Below are 15,505 nucleotides of genomic sequence, written 5' to 3' on the forward strand. Positions count from 1 at the left end.
CGAGCCAGCTGGTCACGCGATCCCCAGAGGATGTCCTGGAGGTAGGTGGTCGCCGTCTTCGGCAGTCCCAGGTGGACGTAGACGCGTTCGGCCATCAAGTCACCGGCAGGTCACTGGCAGGTCACTGGGCGCGCTGGAACTTCTCGATGGCCTCGGCGATGCGGGCCTCGTCGCGACTCGCCATCGGGATGACCAGTTCCTGGACGACGTCGGCGATCTCGGCCAGACGCAGGTGGTGGCGTCGCAACTCGGCGATCTCGGCCTCCAGACCCGTCACGCGTGTCCGCAGCTGCTCGAGTTCGTCCCGCTTGCTCATGCCCACTCCGCTACCAGTCGTCCGATTGCACGGGGCCGGTCGGCGCCCGCTTCGTACTCCGTGGTCGACACCACGGTCCCACCCTGCGCCTCGATCAGCGCGACGAGACGGCCCAGCGCGAGGGGGCGGAGACCGAAGTCGGGCTCGCCGGCGCCGGTCCAGACGTCAGCATAAAGTCGGCCGCCTCCCCGCAGGGCTCCGGCCGCGAACCGCGCGAGCGCTTCGCGCCCGACGTTGTTGGTGGAGTCGAACAGGTGCCGGGCCACGATGACCCGGGGCTCGGCGATCCGCGAGATCCGCGCAATCTCTGCAAGGGGCGAGCGCCACTCCGTCAGGTTGAGCGTGCGGACCTCCAGCGGCAGGCCCTCGGCCCTGGCCACCTTCAGCGCCCCCCGTGCGCCCTGGGGCACGAAGTCGTAGGCAGTGGTGGCAAGGCCCTGCCGCGCGAACCACAGCGCGTCGCGCCCGTCGCCCGCGCCGACGTCGAGCACCCGGGTTCCCGGCGCCACGTCGGCGGCCACCAGTTCGGCGAGGTCCGACGGTGTCGCACCAGGCGGGCGACCGCCCCTGGCGTTCAGTTCGCGTTGCCACGGGCGGCGCAGGGCCGACGTACCGCGGAACCAGCTGTTGAACCGGTCGACCACCGGCTGCGGGGTCTCGAACTTGTACGCCGGGTCCGGCACCTTCCAGCTCGGTCCGTACATCGCCTCGAGGAGCTTCTCGGGGCGGGCGGGGCAGCTGAACTCCCGACCCATCAGGGAGCAGGTGCCGAAGGGATACAGCCACTCCTCCTCGAACGGGGTGCCCACCTCGCCGAGGAGATAGAGCATCCCGTGATCGAAGAAGCCACCGAACAGGTCGAGGCCGCGCACCGAGCCGTCGGATTCGCGGACGTCGATCCGGAACGCCCCGCCGCTGTAACGGAAGGTGGCGAACCCGCGCTCGACCACGGCGCGTTGCAGCGCGAACGACTCCCGGATCACGTCCACCGGGGTGGAGTACGACGACACGTAGCCGAGGTCGGCATCCGAGTCGTGCCCCAGGAAGGTGCCCTCGCGGACCGCTCCCAGCAGGGTGCCGTAGGCCGGGAAGGCGTTGATGCCGATGTCCTTCAGCATCTCGGTGACCTGCTCGATCGCGTCGAGCAGCGGCAGGAGCTGCTCCGGGCTGCGGACCGAGAAGGTCGGGCTGAACCGACCGGATTTGTCGAGGCTGATCTCCAGCCCGGCCGCGTTGACGAACGCGATCCGGGTCTCCGCGTCGCCGAACGCGAGCTCGCCGTCGTACAGGACCTCGTCGCTGACGTGGTCGCGCACGGTGATCCGGCTGTGGCCGTCGAGGAAGCGGCGCATGCGCTGCGGCCAGGCTGCCTGCCGTTGTCCGTTGGGCAAGCGCACCGTGTCCCGGACCAGCCAGAAGGACCAGATCCGGCGATCGTCGAAGAGGACGTCGACCACCCGGTCGGCGCCCCGGGCAACGGTCGTGACACCGACGGGATCCACTGCGATCACCCGCGTACCGCGAGAGGAGGCGGCCAGTCCACGAAGTTCCGCGACAGCCAGCGCGACCTTGCGACGCACGTCGCGCTACCTCCCCCACCGATCCACTCGGTTTGGTCGTTCGATTCGGCCTGCGCAAACGATAACGGACGTCCTCGGACGGTAGCGTTCGGTCCGTGAGCACCACCCCGTCCCGCGTGTTCGCGGCCAGGCTGGTCGGACTCCCGATCTTTGACCCCCAGGGCGACCAGGTCGGCAAGGTCCGCGACCTGGTCGTCACCATGCGTACCGAAGGCACCCAGCCGCGCGTCCTCGGCATCGTCGCCGAGGTCTTCGGTCGGCGACGGATCTTCGTGCCGATGACGCGCGTCACCAACATCGACAGCGAGCACGTCTACACCACCGGCCTGGTCAACATGCGCCGCTTCGAGCAGCGCTCGACCGAGACACTCGTCATGGGCCAGATGCTCGACCGCACCGTCACCATCACCAGCAGCGGCATCGCCGGCACCGTGTACGACGTCGCGATGGAGCCCGCGCGGACCCGCGACTGGGTGCTCAGCCGGGTGGCCGTCCGCGAGCCGTCCAAGGGTCTCCGGCGCCGCGGGCAGACCCATGTCGTCGAATGGCGTGACGTCGTCGGCATCACCCGCACCGACGACCGTCAGGGAGCGACCCATCTGGTCGCGGCGCTCAACGAGATGCGGCCCGCCGACGCGGCGAGCATCCTGCATGACCTGCCGGCCGATCGTCGTACCGCGGTGGCGCTGGCGCTGGACGACGAGCGGCTCGCCGACATCCTCGAGGAGATGCCCGACACCGACCAGGTCGAGATCCTCAAGGGCCTCGAGGCCGAGCGGGCCGCGGACATCCTCGAAGAGATGTCGCCCGACGACGCAGCCGACCTGGTCCGCGACCTCCCGCCCGAGACCGCCGAGATCCTGCTCCGGCTGATGGAGCCCGACGAGGCCGAGGACGTCCGGCGGCTGATGAAGTACGTCGAGAACACGGCCGGCGCGATGATGACGCCCGAGCCGGTGATCCTGGGTCCCGACGCGACGATCGCCGACGCCCTCGCGCACGTACGAAACCCCGAGCTCACCCCGGCCCTCGCAGCGCTGGTCTACGTCTGCCGCCCGCCCCTGGAGGCACCCACCGGCAAGTTGCTGGGCGTCGCGCACATCCAGCGCCTGCTCCGCGAGCCACCGTCCACCCTGGTCGCCGGCGCCCTGGACGACTCCATGCAGTGGCTCAGCCCGGAAGCAACCATCGACGAGGTCGCGGCCCACCTGGCGACGTACAACCTGGTGGCGGCTCCGGTGACCGACGAGAACGGGCGCCTGATCGGCGCGGTCACCGTGGATGACCTGCTCGACCACATGCTCCCGACGAACTGGCGTGACCGCGCGCCCCGGCCCGGAGGCACGGGTCGATGAGCGACACGCGCCGCACCCGCGACCGGCTGGACACCCCGCGCGAGGAGCGCCGCCAGCTCGTCAAGAAGCCGACCTTCAACAGGGACGCCTTCGGCGTCTTCGCCGAGCAGTTCGCCCGCTTCATGGGGACGGCGACCTTCCTGATCTACATGACGCTGTTCGTCCTCGCGTGGGTCGGCTGGAACGTGCTGGCACCCGACGACTGGCGCTGGGACAACTACCCGTTCATCTTCCTGACCCTGATGCTGAGCCTGCAGGCGTCGTACGCCGCACCCCTGATCCTGCTCGCACAGAACCGCCAGGAGGCCCGCGACCGGGTGATCGGGGAGCAGGACCGGCAGGCCGACGCACGGGCCCACGCCGACATGGAGTTCCTCGCCCGTGAGGTGGCCTCGCTGCGGATGTCGGTGGGCGAAGTGGCCACCCGCGACTTCCTGCGCTCCGAACTGCGGACCCTCCTTTCCGAGCTCGATGACCGCGCCGAGGAACGTGCCGAGTCTCACGAGGACGGCGGCGACGGCGCGTAACCCGACCCTCACTAGACTCGGGCGTTGTGAGCACCACGCAGCAGTCCCCGTCCGTCGAGCAGGTCATGACCGCGCTGAGCACGGTCAACGACCCGGAGATCAAGAAGCCGATCACTGAACTCGGCATGGTCGAGAGTGTCGACATCGCTCCCGGCGACGGCGGATCCGTCGTGACGGTCAACGCCCTGCTCACCGTCGCGGGTTGCCCGCTCAAGGAGACCATCACCCGTGACGTGACGGCCGCGGTCACCGCAGTGCCCGGCGTCACCGGCGTCCAGGTCAACCTCGGCGTGATGTCCTCCGAGCAGCGCACCGGCCTGCACGCGACGCTCCGTGGCGGCGCGGCCGCACGCGAGATCACCTTCGCGCAGCCCGGCTCGCTCACCAAGGTCTTCGCCATCGCCTCCGGCAAGGGCGGCGTCGGCAAGTCCTCGGTCACCGTCAACCTCGCCCTGGCACTCGCGAAGGCCGGCCGAAAGGTCGGCGTCGTCGACGCCGACATCTACGGCCACTCGGTCCCTGCCATGCTCGGTGTCGCGGACTCGCGCCCGACCCAGGTCGACGACCTGATCATGCCGGTGCCGACTCCCTCGGGCGTCTCGGTGATCTCGATCGGCATGCTCAAGCCGAAGCGTGACCAGGTCGTGGCCTGGCGTGGACCGATGCTCGACCGGGCCCTGGTCCAGATGCTCGCCGACGTCTACTGGGGCGACCTCGACGTCCTGCTGCTCGACCTGCCCCCGGGCACCGGTGACGTGGCCATCTCGCTGGGCCAGCACCTGCCCGGCGCGGAGGTGGTCGTCGTGACCACACCGCAGGAGGCCGCCGCCGAGGTGGCCGAGCGCGCCGGCACGATGGCCTCGATGATGCACCAGCGCGTGGTGGGCGTCATCGAGAACATGAGCTACCTCCCCTGCCCCCACTGCACGCCCGAGGGCAAGGAGCACCGCCTCGAGATCTTCGGGTCGGGTGGCGGCGACCGCGTGGCCGACACGCTGTCGAAGCGCTTCGGGTACGACGTCCCGGTGCTCGGCCGGATCCCCCTCGACATCACGCTGCGCGAGGGCGGCGACGCCGGCAAGCCGATCGTCGACTCGAACCCGACGGCTCCGGCCGCCCAGGCTCTCAACGACATCGCCGACCGCCTCGACGGACGCGGCCGCGGGCTGGCCGGCATGCAACTCGGCCTCACGCCGAGCAACAAGTTCTGATTCCGACCGGGTACCCGGGCACGGACTGAAGGGGGCGGGCTGAGTGTTCGGAATCGGATTCGGCGAACTCGTCGTGATCGCGGTCCTCGCGGTCCTGGTCTTCGGCCCCGACCGGCTGCCCGAGCTCGCCCAGCAGGCGGGCAAGTTCGTCCGTCAGCTCCGCAAGTTCGCCAACAATGCGCGCGACGAGCTGCGCACCGAGCTCGGCCCCGAGTTCGCCGACCTCGAACTCACCGACCTGGACCCGCGGGCCATCGTGCGCAAGCACATCGCCGACGCGATGGCCGAGCTCGACGAACTCGAGGACGCCATCCGCAGCGACGACGAGACGCCCAAGCAGGTACCCCTCGACGCCGGCGAACGGCCGCCGTACGACGTCGACGCGACCTGACCCGAGTTGACCTGATCGAGCCGATCAGGTCAGGCGCGGGACTGGGCGGCCGCCAGCACGTCGAAGGCCACCAGCAGGGTACGGCGGTCCTCGCCCTCCACGAGCTCGCAGAAGTCGCCACCGACGCGGCGCAGGACGCCGTCGTGGCGGCTGCCGTCGCGCAGGTGCAACACGCAGGCCTCCCCTGCCTCCGCGATCCGGCGCAGGGCTGAACCGAGCCCGAGCCGGGTGAGGGGCGACCAGGCGACGTCGGGCACCGAGCGCACCGAGGCGCCCTCGACGGTGCCGACCGCTCCGAGGTCGATGACCCAGTCGTGGTCACCGGCGGAGACGAGCAACCAGCCCTCGGCCACCCGCTCGATGATTCCGGTGACCGGACCCACGCCCGTCACACCGAGCGTCACCGTCGTACCGACCGTGGCCATGAGGCGGCTCGCGAGCGAGACCTGCTGGTACTCAGCCCGGCTGCGGTCGGCCACGTGGGCCATGCGCTCGGCCGCGTTGAGCGCGCTCGCCTGATCCTCGAGATCGTCGAACAGCGCGAACAGATCGTCCTCCCAGCCCATGGGCCCCAGACTCCCACGCCCGCGCCCTCCCACAGCGAGCAGGTCCGGCCTGATCGCGCCTCAGCCTGTGGAGAAACGGTTGACTCCGGTGTCCAACGAATGCATCCTGAAGCAAACAGAAGCAAACGCAAGGATTCTCGGGATGAAGCAAACGCTGAGCCACGCCCGCATTCGCGTGCGCGGCGCGCTCCTCTGGACGGCCGTCACCGCCACCGCCGTGACGCTCGGTCGACTGGCCCTGACCGAGGCGTGCGCCCTGGCCACCGCACCGGGTCCGGACTTCGCCTCCTTGCTCGTCCAGCTCTGTTCCGTGGTGGCCCTCGTCGCCCTGGCCGTGCTCTGGTGCCTCACCACGGACGTGGTGCGCCACGCCCTTCGCCCGGGTACGTCGACGCAGCCGCCGCCGAGGCGAGTGGGGCCCCTGCGCGGCCTCCTGCTCGCCGCGTGCGGCGTCGCGGCGTTCTCGACGACCACCACCGCAGCCGCGTTCGGCCACGAAGGACCAGACGCTCCGCTCGGCACCGAGGCACTGGACGGACTGCCGCTGCCCGACCGGGCCACGGGCGGCGGCCCCGCCGAGGCGCCGGCCGACGCGCTGGTGGTGCGGGTCCGGCCGGGCGACTCGTTGTGGACCATCGCCGCCCGGGAGCTCGGTCCGGGCGCGTCGGCGGCCCAGGTGACGTCGTACTGGCACCGGATCCATGCCGCCAACGCCGACGTGATCGGCAGCGACCCCGACCTGCTGCTCCCCGACCAGCAACTGCACCTGCCTGCCCGCTGACCCGCCGACCCGCTGACCCGCTGACCCGCCCAGGAGGAACCCATGCCCGTCTCCACACCCGAACTCATCGGCGTCCGACTCCCCGTGCCGGTCACCGCCACCCAGGGCACGCTCGCCCTGGCCCTGCTCCCCCGGCACGCGCCGCCCGAAATGGTGGCGCCCGGCTCCCGGCCCGGCGCGACCGTGGTCCCGATCGACCGCCGACTGCGGCACACGATCGCCGAATGGACCCACCGTTTCACTCAGGCCGCGCTCGAGATCGTCGGCGGCGATCGCCCCTCGTCCCAACTGCTGCGCTGGACCTCGCCCGATGTCTACGCCGACCTGCGGCGGCGTGCCCAACTGGTCGCCCGGGCCGGCGGCCACCAGCCCGGCCTCGCCCGGGTCCAGCCGGTCCGCCCGCGGGTCCAGAGCGTCCACTCGTGCTTTGTCACCGATGACATCGTGGAGTGCGGGGTCCACGTGCGCCACGGAGAACGCTCGCGCGCGATCGCGGTGCGCTTCGAACGGACCGGCCAGCGCTGGATCTGCACGGCCCTCGACTTCTCCTGAACATGAGACCTGTTCAGATGTGACGTGAGTCACTACGTTGCCTCCATGATCCGTTCCCTCACGGCCTCACTCGCCGTCATCGGCGCGACGCTCGTCGCGCCCCTCGCCACTGCACCTGCCCACGCCGACGGAGCCGGGGTCGGCACCCCGTGGGTGGTGTCCGTCGGTGACTCCTACATCTCGGGCGAAGCCGGGCGCTGGGCCGGATCGTCCAACAGCAGCAGCGCACGGGCCGATGCCCTCGGCTCCACCGCCTACTACGACAACGCGACCGGGACCGGTGAGGCGATCAACCGCTGCCATCGCTCGAAGAGCGCAGAGATCCACATCGGCGGCGGCGTCAAGAGCCTCAACCTCGCGTGCTCGGGCGCCAAGACCGGTACTGCGACCGGCAGCGAGTTCAAGCCCGGCCTCGACTTCTACAGCGGCAGTGCCGGCGTCGGCCAGGCCCGCGCCCTGCAGACCTTCGCGACGACCAACAACGTCCGGATGGTCGTGGTCTCGATCGGCGGCAACGACTTCAACTTCGCCGGGATCATCCAGCAGTGCGTCACCGACTTCCTGACCTCCCCCTCGTGGTGGAAGGACTACTGCAACGACGACAGCAGCGTGACCAGCAACTTCACGTCCGCCAACGTCACCGCGGTGAAGTCGAAGATCGCCGGGGCCCTCACCAACGTCCGCACGGCCATGCGCAACGCCGGGTACGCCGACACCCAGTGGACGATGCTCGTCCAGACCTACCCCTCGCCGATCCCGAACGGCGGTGGCATCCGCTACAGCCAGAGCGGCTACACGCGCCAGAACACCGGCGGCTGTGGCTTCTGGGACAACGACGCCACCTGGGCCAACAACTCGGCCCTGCCGACGATCAACAACACCGTGACCGGCGCGATCAGCCAGGCCGGCATCACCAACTCCAAGGTCCTCAGCCTGTCCAGCGCCTTCAACGGTCGCCGGCTGTGCGAGACCGGAGTCGGCCTCTACGAAGAGGTCGGCATCGCCAACTGGTTGAGCACCGGCGCGGTCGACAAGACCGAGTGGGTCAACCAGATCCGTACCGTCACGACGGCCGGCGACAGCCCGTACTACATCCAGGAGTCGCTGCACCCGAACTACTGGGGCCAGCTCGCCGTCCGCAACTGCGTCCGCCAGGCCTGGAACGGCGGTACGCCGAAGGGCGGGTCCTGCGTGCGCAGCAGCACCGGCCTGCTGAACGGTGAGCCGAGGATGGCCCTGCAGTAGCGCGAGTTGGGGTTTGTGACCCCCGAGTTGTACGAAAAGCACCGACACCCCCTGACGCAGGTCGGCGGGTGTCGGTGATTTCGTACAACTCGAGGGGTCACAAACCCCAACTCGGGGGCGACAAACCCCAACTCGCGGAATCAGCCGTTGACGCGGGTGGTGAGGCCGCTGGGGCCACCCGGGGCGCCGTGGCACCGCTTGTACTTCTGGCCCGAGCCACAAGGGCACAGGGAGTTGCGGCTGGTGCCGGCGAACTCGTCGTCGGCGTTGGTCACCGTGCCGGGACCGCGGACCTCTTCGTGGCCGGTCTCGTCCGGAGCCGAGTAGGACAGGTTCTGCGGCTGCTTCGGAGCGTCCAGGCCCTTGGCCTTGACCTTGGGGGTCTTGAGCTCCGCGGAGATCGACGCGAGGTCGACGTCGCCACCAGCGCCGACGCCCACGGGCGGCTCGGCGAGCGCGCCCTCGTGCATCGGACCCGCGTGACGGGTGCCGTCCGCGTGGTAGTGGACCTCTTCCTCTTCCTCGTCGACCTGGACCTCCAGGTTGAACAGGAAGCCGACCGTCTCCTCCTTGATGCCGTCGAGCATCGCGGCGAACATGTCGAAGCCCTCGCGCTGGTACTCGACCAGCGGGTCGCGCTGCGAGTAGGCCCGCAGGTAGATGCCCTCGCGGAGGTAGTCCATCTCGTAGAGGTGCTCACGCCACTTGCGGTCCAGGACCGAGAGCACGACGCGGCGCTCGAGCTCGCGAGCAACCTCCTCGCCGACCTCTTCCTCACGGCGGTCGTACGCCGCGTGGGCGTCGGCCTGGAGCTTCTCGATCAGCGTCGCGCGGTCCAGTGCGGTCTGGGGGCCAGCGTCCTCGGACAGTTCCTCCGGCGTGATGCCCACCGGCCAGAACTGCTTGAGGTCGGTCCAGAGCTGGTCGAGGTCGCCCTCTTCGTAGAACTCGTCGATCGAGCCGTTCACGGTGCCCGCGACGACGTCGTCGATGAACGTGCGGATCTGGCTCTCGAGGTCCACGCCCTCAAGGACCTCGCGGCGCTCGCCGTAGATGACCTTGCGCTGGCGGTCCATCACGTCGTCGTACTTGAGGACGTTCTTGCGGGACTCGAAGTTCTGCGACTCGACCTGGCCCTGGGCGTTGGCGATCGCGTTGGTGACCCGCTTGTTCTCGATCGGAATGTCATCGGCGATCTTGAGCAGCAGCAGGACGCGGTCGACCCAGTCCGACTTGAACAGTCGCATCAGCTCGTCCTGCAGCGACAGGTAGAAGCGGCTCTCGCCCGGGTCGCCCTGACGGCCGGAACGACCACGCAGCTGGTTGTCGATACGGCGCGACTCGTGGCGCTCGGTGCCGATGACGTAGAGGCCGCCGAGGTCGCGGACCTCGTCGTGCTCCTTCTCGACCTCGTGCTTGAAGCGCTCGACCATCGCGGGCCAGGCGGCGTCGTACTCCTCGGCCGTCTCACCGGTCGGCTCGAGGCCCTGCTTGCGCAGCTCGGCGTCGGCGAGGAACTCGACCGAGCCACCGAGCATGATGTCGGTGCCTCGACCGGCCATGTTCGTGGCGACGGTGACGGCGGTCTTGTGACCGGCCATCGCGACGATCTTCGCCTCTTCGGCGTGGACCTTCGCGTTCAGGACCGAGTGGGCGACGCCCTTCTTGGTCAGCGCCTTGGAGAGGTACTCCGACTTCTCGACCGAGACGGTTCCGACGAGGACCGGCTGGCCCTTCTCGTGGCGCTCGACGATGTCGGCGACCACGGCGTCGTACTTGGCCTCTTCGGTGCGGTAGACGAGGTCGGCCTGGTCCTTGCGGAGCATGGGCTTGTTCGTCGGGATCGGGACCACGCCGAGCTTGTAGATCTTGTCGAACTCGGAGGCCTCGGTGAGCGCCGTACCGGTCATGCCGGACAGCTTCGGGTAGAGGCGGAAGTAGTTCTGCAGCGTGACGGTCGCGAGCGTCTGGTACTCCTCGCGGACCTTGACGCCCTCCTTCGCCTCGATCGCCTGGTGCAGGCCGTCGTTGTAGCGACGTCCCGCGAGCATGCGGCCGGTGTGCTCGTCGACGATGAGCACCTCGCCCTCCATGACGACGTACTCCTTGTCGTTACGGAAGAGCTCCTTGGCCTTGATCGAGTTGTGCAGGAACGAGATCAGCGGGGTGTTGGCCGATTCGTAGAGGTTCTCGATGCCGAGGTGGTCCTCGACGCGCGTGATGCCGTCCTCGAGGACCGAGATCGTGCGCTTCTTCTCGTCGACCTCGTAGTCGGTGTCCTTGGTCAACTTCTGGGCGATCTTGGCGAACTCGCCGTACCACTTGACCTCGTCCTGGGTCGGACCACTGATGATCAGCGGGGTCCGGGCCTCGTCGATGAGGATCGAGTCGACCTCGTCGACGATGGCGAAGTTGTGGGTCCGCTGGACGCAGTCCTCGATCGAGGAAGCCATGTTGTCGCGGAGGTAGTCGAAGCCGAGTTCGTTGTTCGTGCCGTAGGTGATGTCGCAGGCGTAGGCCACGCGTCGCTCGGCGGGGCGCATGCTCGGCAGGATCACGCCGACGGACAGGCCGAGGAAGTGGTGGATCCGGCCCATCATCTCGGACTGGAACTTGGCGAGGTAGTCGTTGACCGTGACGACGTGGACGCCCTTGCCCTCGAGGGCGTTGAGGTACGCCGGGAGGGTCGAGACCAGGGTCTTGCCCTCACCGGTCTTCATCTCGGCGATGTTGCCCATGTGCAGCGCCGCGCCGCCCATGATCTGGACGTCGAAGTGGCGCTGGCCGATGACGCGGCGCGCTGCCTCCCGCACCGTGGCGAATGCCTCGGGGAGCAGGTCGTCGAGGTCCTCGCCCTCGGTGAGGCGCTTGCGGAACTCGTCCGTCATGCCCCGCAGCTCGTCGTCGGACATCGCCTTGAAGTCGTCTTCGATGGCGTTGACGGCCTTCGCGATGGCTTCGAGCTGGCGGAGGATCTTGCCCTCTCCGATACGGAGGAGCTTGTCAATGATCACTGGCACGGCGCCACTCTACCTAGGCAGAACTAGACCTGAGATTCGCGGCCGCGGTCGTAATCGGCGAACGCATCGGCCCGCTCCTGCTCGATCTTGCGTCCGAGCCAGTACGCAGCACCCCACAGCAGGGCGAAGAGTGTCCCGAGAGCCCACATGATCCCCACCACAAACCCGAGTCCGATCGCGGCGACCTGGATGGCGTGCCCCAGGTAGTAGGCCGATTCGCGGCGCAGGGAGCCGGCCACCAACACGCAGGCAACCGCCAGGCCCAGACCGACCGAGAGCGCCACTGCGGGGCGGACGTCGGAGAGCGCGATCATCACCGGGATCGTGAGGCCGAGGGTGATCGCCTCGAGCGTGAGTACGGCGGCGCACATGGCGCGGCGGGGGGACTTCTGTCGCTCGGGGTCCACCGGCTCGGCCTGGTCGTCCGGCTCGATCTGGTCGCTCACTTGTTGCCTCCGAGCAGCACCCGGGCCTCGCCGACGGTGACCACGGACCCGGTCACCAGCACCGCACCGGAACTCAGGGCGTCGTCGCCACCGGACTCGGCGCGGCCCGCGGCCTCGTCGATCGCATCAGCCAGGACGGGTACGACGGACACCCGGTCCTCACCGAAGACCTCCCGGGCCGTGACAGCGAGCTGCTCGGCCGGCATCGCGCGGGCCGTGGAGTTCTGGGTGATCACGACGTGCTCGAGGTGCGGCTCGAACGCCGCGAGCAGGCCCTCGGCGTCCTTGTCCCCCATCACGCCGATCACGCCGATGAGCGGGGAGAACTGGAAGGAGTCGTCCAGGGCGGCGGCCGTGGCCTCCGCGCCGTGCGGGTTGTGCGCGGCGTCGAGCACGATCGTGGGGCTGCGGCGCACGATCTCCAGACGACCCGGCGACGTCATCTCGGCGAAGGCCGCACGCACCAGTTCATCGCTCAGCGGCTCGTCGCCGCCGAAGAACGCCTCGACCGCAGCCAGGGCTGCTGCCGCGTTCTGCGCCTGGTGGACGCCGTACAGCGGCAGGAAGATCTCGTCGTACCGGCCACGCAGACCCTGCAGGTCGATCATCTGGCCGCCCACGGCCGGTGACCGGGTGACGACGCCGAACTCCAGGCCCTCGCGGACCAGCGTGGCGCCGACCTCAGTGGCCCGCTCGAGAATGACGGCGGCGGCCTCGGCCGACTGCTGGGCCACGACCACGACGGCACCCGGCTTGATGATGCCGGCCTTCTCACGGGCGATCGCGGAAACAGTGCCGCCGAGGAAGTTGGCGTGGTCGATCGCGATGGGCGTGATCACGGCGACGTCGGCGTCGATGACGTTCGTCGCGTCCCACGACCCACCCATGCCGACCTCGACCACGGCCACGTCGACCGGAGCGTCGGCGAAGGCGCCGTACGCCATGCCGACGACGGCCTCGAAGAAGCTGAGCGGGTGGTCCCCGGCGGCGTCGACCAGGCCCATGTACGGCGCCACGTCGTTGAACGCACGCACGAAGGCGTCGTCGTCCAGCGGTTCGCCGTCGATGCTGATCCGCTCGCTCATCTTCTCGACGTGCGGGCTGGTGAAGCGGCCGGTGCGCAGGTCGAGCGCGCGCAGCAGGGCGTCGATCATCCGCGCCGTCGAGGTCTTGCCGTTCGTGCCGGTGAGGTGGATCGACCGGAACGCCGCGTTCGGATCGCCGAGCAGTTCGGTGAAGGCGCGGATCCGGTCGAGCGACGGCTCGAGGCGGGTCTCGGGCCAGCGGGACAGGAGGGCGTCCTCGGCCTCGGCGAAGGTCTCGGCAGGGCGCGCTACGGGCTCAGTCATGGGATTCGGAGTCTAGTGGCGCCGGCCGGAAACTAGGGTGTCGGGCCAGAGGGAGTGAAACACGGGGTGAACATGGGTGAGGGTCGACGCGTGCGCGCGCTCGTTGCTGCGCTCGTCGCGGTCACGATGGCGGCCTCCGCCTGCGCAAGCGATGGCCAGGCCGCGAAGCCGAAGGCGGATGCCACGACTACCGAAGCGCCATTGATCCCCGAACAGACCGAACTGCCGACCGCTCTGCCGAGCGACGTCCTGGCCGGCGAGATGCAGGATCTCGCCAAGCTGGCCGAGCGGCTCGCGCAGAAGCTCCCGAAGCAGACTCGCCCGAAACCGATCGATGTCGCAGCGGGCAGCGAGCAGTGGCGGATCGGTGCGGCGTACCGCGGCTACTTCGCCGATCCGGACATCCTGCGCCACGGCGACCGCTGGTTCGCGTATGCCACCAACACGTCGGGCCTGCGCCTCCCGATCCTGACCTCGAAGGACCTGCGCACCTGGACCCCGCTGGCGACCCGCGGCGGCGGGAAGGCCGACCCGTTGCAGGCGGCGGGCTGGGTGCACAGCCGGAGCGGCGGCCAGGACCTCTGGGCGCCCGGCGTGGAGCGGATCGGCAACGGCTGGACCGCGGCGTACGCCGCCCCGGCCGGGAAGAGCGGCGGCCAGCGACACAACTGCATCGGGCTGACGCGGGGCTCGTCCCCCGGCGGTCCGTTCCGTCCCGTGGGCGAGCAGATCTGTTACGGCGAGGCACAACTGGGTGTCATCGACCCGGACATCTATGTGGACGACAAGCACGTGCCCTGGCTGCTGTGGAAGTTCTCCGGCGTGGTGAACCGGCGACCGGCCGGGCTGTTCGTCCGTCGACTGAACGCCGAGGGCACCGGCTTCGCCGCCCATTCCCAGACCCGCGAACTGCTGACCCTGTCGCAGCCGTGGGAGGGCGACACGATCGAGAACCCGAACATGGTGCAGTTCCGCGGCGTGACGTACCTGTTCTTCTCGGGCAACAACTACGAGAACGCCAACTACGCGACCGGCTACGCGATCTGTGCCGGCCCCGAAGGCCCGTGCGTGCGCCAGAACCGCGGCGCTCCCCTGCTGTCCACGCAGTCGACGGGCAACCTCGGCCCCGGAGGTGGCAGCGCCTTCATCGACGGCAACTCGTTGCGGATGATCTACCACGCCTGGGACCGGGTCGGTCGACTCCGGCGGATGCACATCGCGAGCTTCTGGCAGCGCGAGGACGGGACGCTCGAGGTCGTCGACCCGGGCTAGCGTTCGACGATCATCCGCATCCAGCTCGCCACCTGCAGCATCACCGGCTCGGCGGCGTCGAAGACGTCAGCGTGTCGCCAGAACCCGTGGAGCTGTCCGAGCACGCGGGTCCCGACGACGCGCACGCCGACCTCCGCGAGCAGCGCAACCAGGTGCTCGCCCTCGTCACGCAGCGGGTCGTGCTCAGCCGTGACCACGAGCGTGGGCGGCAGCGTTGCCAGCCGGCCGGAGAGCAGCGGCGCGAGATCCGGGTGTTCGAGATCGGCCGGCGAGCCGGCATATTGCTGCCAGTACCAGGCAGCATCAGCAGGATCGAACCCATCTGCAGCAGTCCGATAGGAATCGAACGCCGCTGTCGGATCGAGGAACGGATAGATCAGGGCGACCCCGGCGAAGCGACCCGGGTGTCGAAGCGCCGTGACCAGCGCCAGGTTCGCACCGGCGCTGTCGCCGTGAGCGAAGGTCGGAAGGTGCGCCAACTCGAGCTGGCTGTCGAGCCAGGCCAGTGCCGCGCTGACATCATCGGGTGCAGCCGGGAAGCGATGCTCCGGCGGGCGGCGGTAGTCGACGCTCAGCACGGCCATTCCGCTGCGATTCGCGAGGCGGCGCGCGACGGCGTCGTGGACGTCGACATCGTGGAGCACGAAGCCACCACCGTGCGCGTGCACGATGACGCCGTCGTGCCCCGCAGGCAGGTAGAGCCGCGCCGGCACACCGTGGGCGTCGACGTCGCGCACCTCGGCGACCGGTTCGCGAGGCTGAGCGGCGGCCGTCTCACGGTCCTTGGCCCGGGCGCAATCGAGGTCGTACCGGGGGTCGGTCACCGAGATCGCCCCCGCGCCGAGTTCGATCACCAAGCGCGCCTGAGGGTGGAGTGCCATGGCCGCACCCTAC

Annotated in this window: 15 protein-coding genes; 8 read left to right on the plus strand and 7 right to left on the minus strand. The window is 69.3% G+C overall.

The annotated features are described in order from the left end of the window. Nucleotides 1-121 precede the first annotated feature (121 nt). Together HRC28_RS21035 and HRC28_RS21040 are read right to left on the minus strand one after the other, a co-directional pair. Nucleotides 122-316, minus strand: coding sequence for a DUF6752 domain-containing protein (locus HRC28_RS21035; RefSeq protein WP_182377330.1), 195 nt, complete (start codon nucleotides 314-316; stop codon nucleotides 122-124). Continuing rightward, nucleotides 313-1,896 (minus strand): methyltransferase domain-containing protein, encoded by a 1,584-nt coding sequence (locus HRC28_RS21040; protein ID WP_182377331.1) that lies wholly within the window; start codon nucleotides 1,894-1,896, stop codon nucleotides 313-315. The genes HRC28_RS21035 and HRC28_RS21040 overlap by 4 nt, the downstream gene beginning before the upstream one ends. Nucleotides 1,897-1,991: 95 nt before the next feature. Here HRC28_RS21040 and HRC28_RS21045 point away from each other — a divergent pair, with 95 nt between their 5' ends. The 4 genes from HRC28_RS21045 to HRC28_RS21060 all read left to right on the plus strand — a co-directional run bounded on the left by HRC28_RS21045 (nucleotide 1,992) and on the right by HRC28_RS21060 (nucleotide 5,380). After that, nucleotides 1,992-3,251 (plus strand): CBS domain-containing protein, encoded by a 1,260-nt coding sequence (locus HRC28_RS21045; RefSeq protein ID WP_182377332.1) that lies wholly within the window; start codon nucleotides 1,992-1,994, stop codon nucleotides 3,249-3,251. Beyond that, entirely contained in the window at nucleotides 3,248-3,778 is a 531-nt protein-coding gene (locus tag HRC28_RS21050; RefSeq protein WP_182377333.1) for a DUF1003 domain-containing protein, read from the plus strand. The genes HRC28_RS21045 and HRC28_RS21050 overlap by 4 nt, the downstream gene beginning before the upstream one ends. A 65-nt stretch (nucleotides 3,779-3,843) precedes the next feature. Next, nucleotides 3,844-4,989, plus strand: a complete 1,146-nt coding sequence (locus HRC28_RS21055; RefSeq protein ID WP_182380849.1) for a P-loop NTPase — start codon at nucleotides 3,844-3,846, stop codon at nucleotides 4,987-4,989. Between the two features lie 43 nt (nucleotides 4,990-5,032). Beyond that, the gene (locus HRC28_RS21060) at nucleotides 5,033-5,380 is read left to right on the plus strand and encodes a sec-independent translocase (protein ID WP_182377334.1); all 348 of its coding nucleotides are present in this window, start codon (nucleotides 5,033-5,035) and stop codon (nucleotides 5,378-5,380) included. A 29-nt stretch (nucleotides 5,381-5,409) separates the two neighbouring features. Here the strand turns inward: HRC28_RS21060 and HRC28_RS21065 are convergent, their stop codons facing one another. Next, entirely contained in the window at nucleotides 5,410-5,946 is a 537-nt protein-coding gene (locus tag HRC28_RS21065; protein WP_182377335.1) for a hypothetical protein, read from the minus strand. A 142-nt stretch (nucleotides 5,947-6,088) separates the two neighbouring features. On the opposite strand from HRC28_RS21065, the gene HRC28_RS21070 reads away from it, so the two are divergent. From HRC28_RS21070 to HRC28_RS21080, 3 genes are read left to right on the plus strand one after another with little or no spacing between them, the layout of a single operon-like run. After that, on the plus strand, nucleotides 6,089-6,727 hold the full coding sequence (locus tag HRC28_RS21070; RefSeq protein ID WP_202033141.1) for a LysM peptidoglycan-binding domain-containing protein: 639 nt from the start codon (nucleotides 6,089-6,091) through the stop codon (nucleotides 6,725-6,727). Between the two features lie 42 nt (nucleotides 6,728-6,769). Beyond that, nucleotides 6,770-7,279, plus strand: coding sequence for an Rv3235 family protein (locus tag HRC28_RS21075; protein WP_182377337.1), 510 nt, complete (start codon nucleotides 6,770-6,772; stop codon nucleotides 7,277-7,279). A gap of 45 nt (nucleotides 7,280-7,324) precedes the next feature. Beyond that, a complete protein-coding gene (locus HRC28_RS21080; RefSeq protein ID WP_202033142.1) occupies nucleotides 7,325-8,524 on the plus strand; it encodes a hypothetical protein in 1,200 nt (399 codons plus the stop codon). 140 nt (nucleotides 8,525-8,664) lie between these two features. Here HRC28_RS21080 and secA read toward each other — a convergent pair whose 3' ends face one another. Genes secA through HRC28_RS21095 form a run of 3 tightly spaced genes read right to left on the minus strand, consistent with a single transcriptional unit; the run spans nucleotide 8,665 to nucleotide 13,339 of the window. Further along, on the minus strand, nucleotides 8,665-11,544 hold the full coding sequence (gene secA, locus HRC28_RS21085; protein ID WP_182377338.1) for a preprotein translocase subunit SecA: 2,880 nt from the start codon (nucleotides 11,542-11,544) through the stop codon (nucleotides 8,665-8,667). Between the two features lie 23 nt (nucleotides 11,545-11,567). Beyond that, nucleotides 11,568-11,990, minus strand: a complete 423-nt coding sequence (locus HRC28_RS21090; RefSeq protein ID WP_237111593.1) for a DUF4233 domain-containing protein — start codon at nucleotides 11,988-11,990, stop codon at nucleotides 11,568-11,570. Next, complete coding sequence (locus HRC28_RS21095) at nucleotides 11,987-13,339, minus strand: folylpolyglutamate synthase/dihydrofolate synthase family protein (RefSeq protein WP_182377339.1); 1,353 nt, start codon at nucleotides 13,337-13,339, stop codon at nucleotides 11,987-11,989. The genes HRC28_RS21090 and HRC28_RS21095 overlap by 4 nt, the downstream gene beginning before the upstream one ends. 90 nt (nucleotides 13,340-13,429) lie before the next feature. On the opposite strand from HRC28_RS21095, the gene HRC28_RS21100 reads away from it, so the two are divergent. After that, nucleotides 13,430-14,611: a glycoside hydrolase family 43 protein gene (locus HRC28_RS21100; RefSeq protein ID WP_182377340.1), complete on the plus strand. Its 1,182-nt coding sequence runs from the start codon at nucleotides 13,430-13,432 to the stop codon at nucleotides 14,609-14,611. Here the strand turns inward: HRC28_RS21100 and HRC28_RS21105 are convergent. Then, nucleotides 14,608-15,492, minus strand: a complete 885-nt coding sequence (locus tag HRC28_RS21105; protein WP_182377341.1) for an alpha/beta hydrolase — start codon at nucleotides 15,490-15,492, stop codon at nucleotides 14,608-14,610. The genes HRC28_RS21100 and HRC28_RS21105 overlap by 4 nt on opposite strands. Nucleotides 15,493-15,505 lie beyond the last annotated feature (13 nt).

Source organism: Nocardioides sp. WS12 (assembly GCF_014108865.1).
Classification (GTDB): Bacteria; Actinomycetota; Actinomycetes; order Propionibacteriales; family Nocardioidaceae; genus Nocardioides.